9 protein-coding genes are annotated in these 12,127 nt (G+C 64.9%); 7 read left to right on the top strand and 2 right to left on the bottom strand.

What is annotated here, in order from left to right:
• Nucleotides 1-199: 199 nt before the first annotated feature.
• The 6 genes from C6570_RS13545 to C6570_RS13520 all read left to right on the top strand — a co-directional run bounded on the left by C6570_RS13545 (nucleotide 200) and on the right by C6570_RS13520 (nucleotide 7,940).
• Entirely contained in the window at nucleotides 200-3,073 is a 2,874-nt protein-coding gene (locus C6570_RS13545; protein WP_106703689.1) for a 2-oxoglutarate dehydrogenase E1 component, read from the top strand.
• Nucleotides 3,074-3,161: 88 nt separating this feature from the next.
• The gene (gene odhB, locus C6570_RS13540) at nucleotides 3,162-4,454 is read left to right on the top strand and encodes a 2-oxoglutarate dehydrogenase complex dihydrolipoyllysine-residue succinyltransferase (RefSeq protein ID WP_106703688.1); all 1,293 of its coding nucleotides are present in this window, start codon (nucleotides 3,162-3,164) and stop codon (nucleotides 4,452-4,454) included.
• A 12-nt stretch (nucleotides 4,455-4,466) separates the two neighbouring features.
• Nucleotides 4,467-4,907 carry a hypothetical protein gene (locus tag C6570_RS13535; protein WP_123812266.1) on the top strand — a complete coding sequence of 147 codons (441 nt, stop codon included), beginning with the start codon at nucleotides 4,467-4,469 and terminating at the stop codon, nucleotides 4,905-4,907.
• The gene (lpdA, locus tag C6570_RS13530; protein WP_106703686.1) at nucleotides 4,904-6,331 is read left to right on the top strand and encodes a dihydrolipoyl dehydrogenase; all 1,428 of its coding nucleotides are present in this window, start codon (nucleotides 4,904-4,906) and stop codon (nucleotides 6,329-6,331) included. Before C6570_RS13535 ends, lpdA begins: the two co-directional genes overlap by 4 nt.
• A gap of 92 nt (nucleotides 6,332-6,423) precedes the next feature.
• A complete protein-coding gene (zapE, locus tag C6570_RS13525; RefSeq protein ID WP_106703685.1) occupies nucleotides 6,424-7,524 on the top strand; it encodes a cell division protein ZapE in 1,101 nt (366 codons plus the stop codon).
• Between the two features lie 134 nt (nucleotides 7,525-7,658).
• Complete coding sequence (locus C6570_RS13520) at nucleotides 7,659-7,940, top strand: hypothetical protein (RefSeq protein ID WP_106703684.1); 282 nt, start codon at nucleotides 7,659-7,661, stop codon at nucleotides 7,938-7,940.
• 136 nt (nucleotides 7,941-8,076) lie between these two features.
• Here the strand turns inward: C6570_RS13520 and C6570_RS13515 are convergent, their stop codons facing one another.
• Complete coding sequence (locus tag C6570_RS13515) at nucleotides 8,077-8,877, bottom strand: PP2C family protein-serine/threonine phosphatase (protein ID WP_106703683.1); 801 nt, start codon at nucleotides 8,875-8,877, stop codon at nucleotides 8,077-8,079.
• A gap of 263 nt (nucleotides 8,878-9,140) precedes the next feature.
• Here C6570_RS13515 and yoaA point away from each other — a divergent pair, with 263 nt between their 5' ends.
• Nucleotides 9,141-11,216, top strand: a complete 2,076-nt coding sequence (yoaA, locus tag C6570_RS13510) for a DNA repair helicase YoaA (RefSeq protein ID WP_106703682.1) — start codon at nucleotides 9,141-9,143, stop codon at nucleotides 11,214-11,216.
• Between the two features lie 94 nt (nucleotides 11,217-11,310).
• On the opposite strand, the gene C6570_RS13505 is transcribed toward yoaA, so the two are convergent.
• Nucleotides 11,311-12,114 carry an outer membrane protein assembly factor BamD gene (locus C6570_RS13505; protein WP_106703681.1) on the bottom strand — a complete coding sequence of 268 codons (804 nt, stop codon included), beginning with the start codon at nucleotides 12,112-12,114 and terminating at the stop codon, nucleotides 11,311-11,313.
• Nucleotides 12,115-12,127 lie beyond the last annotated feature (13 nt).

The raw sequence follows: 12,127 nt of genomic DNA, 5'->3' as shown, positions 1-12,127 counted from the left end.
CACCTTCTCTGCTGAGGGGTTTTGTGCCACGGCGGCATCGCGCGCTGCTTAGGCAGCGGTATCGGTGGCACAATCCTGGCTGCGAAGTTTTTCCGGCCCTTCCCAGCCAGTCGCGTCCGCCAACCGGTTCAGCCGTGACGCGGAAGGTTTCTTCACCAACTTGAGCTTCCCTGAGGGAGGCGAAAGGTCTGCGCAAGCCATGAACGAGACGAAATCCGTCTATGCCACCTACGGGGGCAACAGCTATCTCTTCGGGGGCAACGCCCCTTACGTCGAAGAGATGTATGAGAACTACCTCGCCAACCCCGGCAGCGTGCCCGATTCGTGGCGCGAGTACTTCGATGCCCTTCAGCACGTACCCGCTGTTGACGGCAGCAACGCGCGCGATGTGCCTCATCTGCCCGTCATCAATGCGTTTGCCGAACGTGCCAAGCAGGGCGGCACGCAGGTCGTGGTCGCTTCAGGTGCCGATTCGGAACTGGGCCGCAAGCGCACCGCCGTTCAACAGCTGATCGCCGCTTACCGCAACGTGGGCGCGCGGTGGGCCGACTTGGACCCCCTCAAGCGCACTGAGCGCGCCGACATTCCTGAGCTGGATCCTGCCTTCTACGGCTTCACCGGCGCCGACATGGAGACGGTGTTCAACACCAGCAACACGTTCTTCGGCAAAGAAACGATGTCGCTGCGCGACCTGTTGAATGCGCTGCGCGAAACCTATTGCGGCACCATTGGCGCCGAGTACATGTACATCACCGACCAGGGCCAAAAGCGCTGGTGGCAGCAGCGCCTGGAAAGCGCGCGCACCAACCCGCACCTGGACGCCGAGCAGAAAAAGCACGTTCTTGAACGCCTGACCGCCGCAGAAGGCCTGGAGCGCTTCCTGCACACCAAATACGTTGGTCAGAAGCGCTTCTCGCTGGAAGGCGGCGAAAGCTTCATCGTGGCCATGGATGAACTGATCCAGAAGGCCGGCACCGCAGGCGTGCAGGAAATCGTGATCGGCATGGCCCACCGCGGCCGCCTGAACGTGCTGGTCAACACGCTGGGCAAGATGCCCTCAATGCTGTTTGCCGAGTTCGACCACACGGCGCCGGAAGACCTGCCTGCGGGCGATGTGAAGTACCACCAGGGCTTCTCGAGCGATGTCAGCACCGCTGGCGGCCCTGTGCACCTGTCGCTGGCATTCAACCCCTCGCACCTGGAAATCGTCAACCCGGTGGTGGAGGGCAGCGTGCGCGCGCGCCTGGACCGCCGCGGCGATCACGAAGGCGACACCGTCCTGCCTGTGCTGGTGCACGGCGACGCGGCCTTTGCAGGCCAGGGCGTGGTCATGGAAACGCTGGCTCTGGCGCAAACGCGCGGCTACTACACCGGCGGCACGGTTCACATCGTCATCAACAACCAGATCGGCTTTACCACCAGCGACCCGCGCGACACGCGATCGACGCTGTATTGCACCGACGTGGTCAAGATGATCGAAGCGCCTGTTTTGCACGTGAACGGCGACGATCCTGAAGCCGTGGTGTTGTGCATGCAGCTGGCGCTGCAGTACCGCCAGGAATTCAATCAGGACGTGGTGGTCGACATCGTCTGCTACCGCAAGCTGGGCCATAACGAGCAGGACACCCCCATGCTCACCCAGCCGCTGATGTACACCAAGATCGGCAAGCACCCCGGCACGCGCCGCCTGTACGGCGAAAAGCTGGTGGCGCAGGGCGTGCTGGGCGACACCGGCCCGGACGACATGGTGGCCGCCTACCGCGCCGCCATGGACGCGGGCAAGCACACGTTCGATCCGGTGCTGACCAACTTCAAGAGCAAGTACGCCGTCGACTGGCAGCCGTTCCTGAACCAGAAATGGACCGACGCGGGCGAGACCTCCATCCCGTTGGCCGAATGGAAGCGCCTGGCCGAGCGCATCACCACGGTGCCCGAAGGCTTCACGGTGCACACGTTGGTCAAGAAGGTGCTGGAAGACCGCGCCGCCATGGGCCGCGGCGAGATCAACGTCGACTGGGGCATGGGCGAGCACATGGCGTTCGCGTCGCTGGTGGCCAGTGGCTACCCGATTCGCCTGTCTGGTGAAGACGTTGGGCGCGGCACCTTCGTGCACCGCCACGCCGTGCTGCACGACCAAAAGCGTGAGAAATGGGACGTGGGCACCTATGTGCCGCTGCAGCACGTCACCGACGGCCAAGCGCCGTTCGAGGTGTTCGATTCCATTCTGTCGGAAGAGGCGGTGCTGGGCTTCGAGTACGGCTACGCATCCAATGACCCCAACACGCTGGTCATCTGGGAAGCGCAGTTCGGCGACTTCGTCAACGGCGCCCAGGTGCTGATCGACCAGTTCATCGCCTCGGGCGAAGTGAAGTGGGGCCGCGTGAACGGCCTGACCCTGATGCTGCCGCACGGCTACGAAGGCCAGGGCCCTGAGCACTCTTCCGCGCGCCTGGAGCGCTTCATGCAGCTGGCGGCCGACACCAACATGCAGGTCGTGCAACCGACCACGGCCAGCCAGATCTTCCACGTGCTGCGTCGCCAGATGATTCGCCCGCTGCGCAAGCCGCTGGTCATCATGACGCCCAAGTCGCTGCTGCGTAACAAAGATGCCACTTCGCCGGTGGCTGAGTTCACCAAAGGTGGCTTCCAGACCGTGATCGCCGACAAGGCCGATCTGAAGGCCGACAAGGTCAAGCGCGTCATCGCCTGCTCGGGCAAGGTGTACTACGACCTGGCCAAGAAGCGCGAGGAAAAAGGCGTGGACGACGTGGCCATCCTCCGCGTGGAACAGCTCTATCCGTTCCCGCACAAGGCGTTCGCTGCCGAGATCAAGAAGTACCCCAACGCGACCGAAATCGTGTGGTGCCAGGACGAGCCGCAGAACCAGGGCGCCTGGTTTTTCGTGCAGCACTACATCCACGAGAACATGCTGGCTGGCCAGAAGCTGGGCTACGCGGGCCGCGCCGCCTCTGCATCGCCCGCCGTGGGCTACGCACACCTGCACCAAGAGCAGCAAAAGGCGTTGATCGACGCCGCCTTCGGCCGCCTCAAGGGATTCGTGCTGCAAAAGTAAGCGACTGTGCCTTGGCCGCCGCGCCCTGACGGTGCTGCGGCCAACCACCCGCTCCCAAGAACACGCTCAGAAATAACTGGAAAACAACATGGCAATCGTTGACGTCAAAGTCCCGCAGCTGTCCGAATCCGTGGCCGAAGCCACCTTGCTGCAATGGAAGAAAAAACCCGGAGAGGCCGTTAAGGTCGACGAGATCCTCGTCGAAGTCGAAACCGACAAGGTGGTGCTGGAAGTGCCTGCGCCCGCGGCTGGCGTGCTGGCCGAGATCGTGCAAGCCGATGGCGCCACCGTCGTGGCCGATCAGCTGCTGGCCAAGATCGATACCGAAGGCGTGGCAGGTGCCGCTGCGCCCGCACCCGCCGCTGCTCCTGCGGCCGCAGCCCCTGCGCCCGCCGCTTCTGCCGCGCCGGCAGCCGCTGCCACTGGTGGCGACAAGGCGGGTATTGCCATGCCTGCCGCGGCCAAGATCATGGCCGACAACAACCTGGCCGCCGGCTCGGTCGCGGGCACCGGCAAGGATGGCCGCGTGACCAAGGGCGACGTCCTCGGTGCTATTCAATCAGGAGCTGTCAGCGCTGGTGCAGCAAGCGCTGGCGGCCAAAAAGCCGCCAATATTCCTACCGGTGCGCCGACCAGCGCGCTGCCCCAGGTGGCGCCGCCTGCCGCCCCCAACCTGGGCGACCGCCCCGAGCAGCGCGTGCCGATGACGCGCCTGCGCGCCCGCATTGCCGAGCGCCTGCTGCAGTCCCAGGCCACCAACGCCATCCTGACGACGTTCAACGAAGTCAACATGCAGCCGGTGATGGATCTGCGCAAGAAGTTCCAGGACCAGTTCGTCAAAGAGCACGGCGTCAAGCTGGGCTTCATGAGCTTCTTCGTCAAGGCGGCGGTGCACGCGCTGAAGAAATTCCCGGCCGTCAACGCCTCGATCGACGGCAACGACATCATCTACCACGGCTACTTCGACATCGGTATCGCCGTCAGCTCGCCGCGCGGCCTGGTGGTGCCCATCCTGCGCAATGCCGACCAGATGAGCTTTGCCGACATCGAGAAGAAGATCGCCGAATACGGCCAGAAGGCCAAGGACGGCAAGCTGAGCATCGAAGAGATGACCGGCGGCACCTTCTCTATCTCCAACGGCGGCACCTTCGGCTCGATGATGTCCACCCCCATCATCAACCCGCCGCAGTCGGCCATCCTGGGCGTGCACGCCACCAAGGACCGCGCCGTGGTCGAGAACGGGCAAGTGGTGGTTCGCCCGATGAACTACCTGGCCATGTCGTATGACCACCGCATCATCGACGGCCGCGAAGCCGTGCTGAGCCTGGTGACGATGAAAGAGGCACTGGAAGAGCCTGAGCGCCTGCTGTTTGATATCTAACAGGCGTACCCTGTGCCGCTGCGTGCTTTTGCCTTGTTTCTCTTGGGGCTGTGTTTTTGCGCGCAGGTCCAGGCTGACGAAGGTTTTTCCGGCTCGTATCGGTTGGACTGCCGCACGATTCAGTCTGAGCCTAGCGCGGTGAAATGGCTGAAGACCGAATGCGAGCGCGGGAAAGACGCGCCAACACTGCGTATTGAACCCGGTGAAGTGTCTGGTAGCTGGATCGTCACGGGGTTGGGTGCTTCGGAGGACGGGCGCACTGACTCTTTGACGTGGAGACAGAGCGCCGTGGACGGCATGGAGTGCGTGTCCGCGCCGTTTGTCGCCATCTGCAAGGTTCCCACCAACAAGGCGGTGTTTGGTCAACTGGTGGGTGATGGTGTGCGGTCCAACACAGGGCTTCTATTGGTAGGCCAAGGCTTGATTGCCGACGTGATAAAGGTAAACAAATGAGCAAACAATTCGACGTCATCGTCATCGGCGCTGGCCCCGGCGGCTACATCGCTGCCATCCGCGCCGCCCAACTGGGCTTCAACGTCGCCTGCATCGACGAGTGGAAGAACGACAAAGGCGGCCCGGCGCCGGGCGGCACCTGCACCAACGTGGGTTGCATTCCGTCCAAGGCGCTGCTGCAATCGTCTGAGAACTACGAAGAAGCCGCGCTGCACTTTGCCGACCACGGCATTGGCATCAAGGGCCTGAGCATCGACGTGGCCAAGATGATTGGCCGCAAGGATGCGGTGGTCAAACAGAACAACGACGGCATCCTGTACCTGTTCAAGAAGAACAAGATCGCTTTCTTCCACGGCCGTGGTTCGTTCGTGAAAGCCGCCGAGGGCGGCTATGAAGTGGCCGTGACCGGCACGCAGAACGAAACCCTGGTGGGCAAGCAGGTGGTGATCGCTACGGGTTCCAGCGCTCGCGCGCTGCCCGGCGTGCCTTTCGACGAAGAAGTGGTGCTCAGCAACGACGGCGCGCTGCGCGTGGGCGCCGTGCCCAAGAAGCTGGGTCTGATCGGCTCTGGCGTGATCGGCCTGGAAATGGGCAGCGTGTGGCGCCGCCTGGGCGCTGAAGTGACGGTGCTGGAAGCGCTGCCCACCTTCCTGGGCGCGGTGGACGAGCAGATTGCTAAAGAAGCCAAGAAGGCTTTCGACAAGCAAGGCCTGAAGATCGAGCTGGGCGTGAAAGTGGGCGACATCAAGGCGACCAAGAAGGGCGTCAGCGTGGCCTACACCAACGCCAAGGGCGAGGCGCAAACGCTGGACGTGGACAAACTGATCGTCTCGATCGGCCGCGTGCCCAACACCACCGGCCTGAACGCGGAGGCGGTGGGCCTGAAGATGGGCGAGCGTGGCGACATCGTGGTGGACGACGAATGCCGCACCAACCTGCCCGGCGTGTGGGCGATTGGCGACGTGGTGCGCGGCCCCATGCTGGCGCACAAGGCCGAGGAAGAGGGCGTGGCGGTGGCTGAACGCATCGCCGGCCAGCACGGCCACGTTGATTTCAACCTGGTGCCCTGGGTGATCTACACCAGCCCCGAAATCGCCTGGGTCGGCAAGACCGAGCAGCAGCTGAAAGCCGATGGCGTGAAGTACAAGGCCGGCACCTTCCCGTTCCTGGCCAACGGCCGCGCGCGCGCCCTGGGCGACACAACGGGCATGGTCAAATTTCTGGCCGACGCGGCGACGGACGAGATCCTGGGCGTGCACATGGTCGGCCCCATGGCCAGCGAGTTGATTGCAGAGGCCTGCGTTGCCATGGCCTTCCGCGCCAGCAGCGAAGACATTGCGCGCATCTGCCACGCGCATCCGTCCTTGAGCGAAGCGACCAAAGAGGCGGCGCTGGCCGTCGACAAGCGCACGCTCAACTTCTGAGCCTGTTCGCTGTTTGAGGTCTGATTGGCCTCTAGCCGGCGCCCCACTGGCGCCGGCAGCTATTAAAAAGAGAGTAAGAGGGTTTGCGTGACATGACCAGCGTGCGTGAGTATTACGAGGCCGAACTCAAAGCGCGCGGTTACCACAGCGACCCGGCGCAGCTGCGCGCCGTCGCGGCGCTGCAGCGCTGCGCAGACGATTGGGCGGCCTACAAGGACAAGCGATCCAACTCGTTCAAGAAGCTGTTCAACCGCCCGGACATCCCGAAGGGCGTGTACATGTACGGCGGCGTAGGGCGCGGCAAGAGCTTCCTGATGGATTGCTTCTACAACGCCGTGCCGATCCGCCGCAAGACGCGTCTGCACTTTCACGAATTCATGCGCGAGGTGCACCGCGAACTGGCTGCACTGCAAGGCACCGTGAACCCGCTGGACGAGCTGGGCCGGCGCATGGCCCTCAAGTTCAAGCTGATCTGCTTTGACGAGTTTCACGTAGCGGACATCACCGACGCGATGATCCTGCATCGTCTGTTGGTGGCGCTGTTCGACAACGGCGTGGGCTTTGTCACCACCAGCAACTTCAAGCCGGACGACCTGTACCCCGGCGGCCTGCACCGCGACCGCATCCTGCCCGCCATTGCGCTGCTGAACGAGCGCATGGAAGTGGTGAACGTGGACAACGGCACCGACTACCGCCGGCGCACGCTGGAGCAGGTGCGCCTGTACCACACGCCCCTTGGGCCCGAAGCGGACGCGGCCATGGACGAGACCTTCTCGCGCCTGGCTTCAGGGCCCGATGAAGACCCGGTGCTGCACATCGAGGCGCGCGAGATCCGGGCGCGCCGCCGCTCGGGCAGTGTGGTGTGGTTCGACTTCAAGACCCTGTGCGGCGGCCCGCGGTCGCAAAACGACTACCTGGAAATAGCGTCGCAGTTCAACACCGTGATGCTGTCCGACGTGCCGCACATGCCGGTTCGCATGGCATCTGAAGCGCGGCGCTTCACCTGGCTGGTGGACGTGCTGTACGACAGGCACGTTAAGTTCATCGTGTCGGCGGCTGTGCCGCCGGAAGCGCTTTACACCGAAGGGCCGCTGGCCCACGAGTTCCCGCGCACCGTCAGCCGGCTGAACGAAATGCAATCGGCCGAATACCTTGCGCTGGAAAGACGCACCGTTGATACTCATCTGACATGACGCGCGCCTCGATCCTGTTGGCCTTGGCAGTGTGCGGCCTTGCCGCAGGCTGCACATCCACCCCCGCTACGCCGCCCGTGCCGCCTGCGACGGTGGTGCGGCCAATTCCGCCGTCGGTGCAGGCGCCCGACGGATTGAGCGACGCCGACTTCCAATCTTGGCTGGACGGGCAGCGCACCCGCGTTGACGCCGCCCGCACGACCGCGCACAAGGCCTATGCTGACGCCGAGTTGGAGTGCTGGCACCGCTTTGCCGTCAACGATTGCCTGAGTAAGGCGCGCGCCAAGCGGCGGTCGACCTTGGACGGCTTGCGCGCGGAAGAACTGGCGCTCAACCAGCAAGAGCGGCAGCGCACAACGGCGGACAAGCTCCAGCAGTTGCAAGAAAAGCAGCGCACCGGCGAACAGCCCAAGTGATCTTCGGCAGACGGTGCTGAGGCGCAAAGCGCCTGGAGCGCGGCGCGGAAGAAGCGTTCTTCCTGAACGCCTTGCTTGACGGGTGCCAAACGCTGCGCAGCGGGCGTTGACTTACGGCGCCGCGCAGCCCGTGCGCTCAGGGCAAAGGCGAGAAGCCGGACCCGACCGGCGCCTTGTCTGGGACGGGTGGCTCCACCTTCACGATGGCCAGCGCCAGGTTGTCGCCGCCGCCCATCGCGCGTGACCGCGCTTTCTCGACCAAGAACTCACTCGCTTCGCGCGGCGGCAAGGAGTGCAGTACCGAGCCCAACTCTTCGGTGGTGAAGTAATGCCACAGACCGTCCGAGCAGGCCAGCAGCGAGTCGCCGATCTGAAGCTGCGGGATGTAGTGCGTGGCCAGCTCGGGCTCGGCTTCCGTGCCGAGGCAGCTGAGCAGCACGTTTGATTTTGGGTGAACCAGCGCCTCATCGTCGGTCAGCTCGCCCTGGTCAACGAGCGCCTGCACGTACGAATTGTCCTTGGTGCGCCGCAGCAGCGCCGGCCCGCGAAAGTGGTACAGGCGTGAATCGCCCGAATGCACCCAGTGGCATTCCCCACCAGGGTTGATGATGAAGGCCGCGATGGTGCTGTGAGGTTCCTGCTCGGCAGCGATGGCCGTCAGCTTGATCACCAAGTGGGCTTCTTCGCCGATCTGGCGCAGGGTGGTGGAGCCGTCCTCGCTGGCGGGATCGTAGCGCTCGAACAGCTGCCGCGAAGTCAGCAAAACCTGATCGGAAGCCTTTCGCCCGCCCGCACGACCGCCCATGCCGTCGGCCACCACGCCCAATACACAACCCGGTATGCGCGGGTGGGCCAGCAGTGCGACCTGATCCTGCTGGTATTCGCGATCCCCCTTGTGGATGCCGGTCGCTGCGCTGAGTCGATATCCCTTGTCCATATTCTTGTAGTGCCCGGTGAGGCGTAGTGCGGCAAAGCCCTATTATTGATGGAACGGCAGGCCGACAAGTGCCAAGTCTGTCACTTCAACATGGTTGCCGATTCCTGTTTTCCCTTTAATCCGACACCGCTTAGGCCGCAGGCGGCCCATGCGCGGGGTCGCCGCACCTGGGCCCGATCGACCGTCTGCACAGCCCGCCGCCTTTCGTCGCGTGGACGTGGCGCCGTCTCGCCGGCGCTGCCCCGCCGGAGCCCACGCACTGCATGAGCCCGCTGCAAGAGGCGGTGGCCGCCACGTTCGCTTCGGACGGCACGCTGGCGTGCACCGCCGACGGCTTTCGGCCGCGCGACGGGCAAACCCAGCTGGCCCTGGCGATTGCCCGCACCATCGACCAGGGGGGTGAGCTGGTCGCCGAAGCTGCCACCGGCGTCGGCAAAACCTTTGCCTATCTGGTGCCGGCTTTGCTGTCGGGCGAGCGCGTGTTGCTGTCGACCGCGACCAAAGCCCTGCAGGACCAGCTGTTCACGCGCGATTTACCTCAGCTGGCCGCGGCGCTGGGCGTGCCCGTGCGCATGGCGCTGCTCAAAGGGCGCGCCAGCTACCTTTGCAAGCACCGCCTGGGTTTTGCCGATGCGGCGCTGGGCTCGCATGAGCTGGCACAGCGCGTGGCGCTGGCCAAGGTGGCGCAATGGGCCCAAGCCACGCGCACGGGCGACCTGGGCGAAATTCCGGGCCTGGATGAACGGTCGCCCGTCATCCCCTTGGTCACCTCTACGCGAGAAAACTGCCTTGGCGCCGAATGCCCGCAGTTTCGCGGCTGCCACGTCAACCAGGCGCGCCGCGAGGCCATGGCGGCCGACGTGGTCGTCATCAACCATCACCTGTTTTTTGCCGATTTGGCCGTGCGTGAGTCGGGTATGGCCGAGCTGCTGCCCACCGTGCGCGTGGTGGTGTTTGACGAGGCGCATCAGCTCAATGAAACGGGTGTGCAGTTTCTGGGCCGCCATTTGGCCACCGGCCAGTTGCTGGACTTTTCGCGCGATCTGCTGGCCGCCGGTATCCAGCACGCGCGCGGTTTGGCCGACTGGATGGTGCTGGCGGGCAATGTGGAACGCGCCGCGCGCGACTTGCGGATGGCGGCCGGGCCAGCCAAGACATCGCAGCGCTATCGCTGGGCACTGCAACAGCCTGACGGCGTCGACGGCGCCGCCTGGGCGCTGGCGCTGACCAGCTTGGGGCACGCGCTGGCCACAGCCCAGCGCGCCCTAGCCAACGTGGCTGAAAGCGCGCCCGACCTGGCGCGGCTGAACGAGCGGGCTGCCGACCTGGGCGAGCGCGCCGTTCGGTTTGCCGCACCGGCTGAGCCCGGCGTGGTGCGGTGGCTGGACGTGGCCGCAGGCCTGCGCCTGATCGAATCGCCGCTGGATATCGCCGAAACGGTGCAGACCAAGCTGCTGGCGCAGCCGAACGTACAGCCTGATGTACGGCCCGGTGTGCAAGCTGGGGCACAGCCAGGCACGCACAGCCCGCGCCGCGCCTGGGTTTTCGTTTCGGCCACGCTGGGCGCGGACGCGCGCCTGTCCTGGTTCACCGGCCCGTGCGGGTTGGAGGGCGCCGAGGTGATGCAGATCGCCAGCCCGTTCGACTATGCCCACCAAGCGGCGCTGTACGTGCCGCCCGAGATGGCGCGCCCTGCCGATGCCCACCACAGCGTCGAGGTCGCCGCGCTGGCCGGCGACATCGCAGCCCATCTGGGCGGTCGCACCATGGTGCTGACGACCACGCTGCGCGCGTTGCGCACGATCGGCGATGCGCTGGCTGCGCGCTTTGCGGGCCGCACCGGGCCGGAGGTGCTGGTGCAAGGCGCCTTGCCCAAGCGCGTGCTGATGGAGCGCTTTCGCGCAGGCGCCGACGACGCGCTAGGGCGGGGCTGCGTGCTGGTGGGTTCCGCCACGTTCTGGGAGGGCGTGGACATGCCCGGCGATGCGCTGCAGTGCGTGGTGATCGACAAGCTGCCTTTTCCGCCGCCCGGCGATCCCTTGGTGGAGGCGCGTTGCCAGCAACTGGAGGCGCAGGGTCGCAGCGCCTTCGCCGATTACTCGGTGCCCGCCGCAGCCGTCGCACTCAAGCAAGGGGCAGGGCGCCTGATCCGGCGCGAAACCGATGCGGGCCTGCTGGTGATCTGCGATACGCGCCTGACCAGCATGGGCTACGGCCGGCGGTTGCTGGCAGCCTTGCCACCCATGCGGCGACTGCGCGGCCAGGATGAGTTGATGCAGGCGCTCGATCAGCTGAACGAGCAGCGCACGGGCGTTGGTGCCGCAGCACAATCAGACTGAAATCAGGCCCTAGCGCTGGCGCAGCAAGCGCTGGTAGCTACGATTTTTATAGTGTTTGCTTCAGGCGCGACTCGGGCAGCGCACCCGAAGCCACTCACCAAAGCTGCCACCAGGGCTTGGCGTTGGCGCGAAAGCCCTTGGCCACGAACTCGCTGTTCGGGTAGTTGGCGTCCAACACGCGTTTGGCGTCGTCGCGCAGTTGCGGCATGCCCAGCTTGTCATACGACTGCACCAGGATGTACAGCGCCTCTTCCAGCGCCGGCGCGTCGCGGTAGTCGCTCAGGGCCTGCTGGGCGCGGTTGACGGCCGCCACGTACGCGCCGCGCGTGTAGTAGTAGCGCGCCACGTGCACTTCGTACTGCGCCAGCGCGTTGACCGTGTAGCGCATGCGCGCGCGGGCATCGGGGGCGTAACGCGAATCAGGGAAGCGCGTGACAAGGTCGTTGAACGACTCGAACGCCTCTTTGGCGGCCCGCTGGTCGCGCTCAGACAAATCCTGGCGTGACAGGAACGACATCAGCCCCAACTCGTCGTTGAAGTTGATCACGCCCTTCATGTACAGCGCATAGTCGATCGCCGGGCTGGACGGATGCAGGCGCATGAAGCGGTCCAGCGTGGCGATGGCCTCGGCCTTTTGGCCGTCCTTGAACTGCGCGTACGCCTTGTCCAGCTGGGCCTGTTGCGCCAGCGGGGTGCCGGCGGCGCGGCCTTCCAGGGTTTCGTAAAGCGGAATCGCTTTGTCGAAGCTGCCGGAATTGAGTTCGTCCCGCGCTTCGGCCTGGATGCGGTTGGGGCTCCAGCCGGCCGTCTTGTCGACCGGCTTGGAGGAGCAGGCCGACAGCAGCACGGCCAGCAACAGAACCCCCGTGCCAGCGGCCGATAATCGGTCTCGATGCATCAGCGGTAATCCT

Origin of the sequence: Ottowia oryzae (assembly GCF_003008535.1) — a bacterium.
GTDB lineage: Bacteria > Pseudomonadota > Gammaproteobacteria > Burkholderiales > Burkholderiaceae_C > Ottowia > Ottowia oryzae.
The sequence above is the reverse complement of the archived record's forward strand: the minus strand, read 5'-3'. Positions and strand labels throughout refer to the sequence as shown.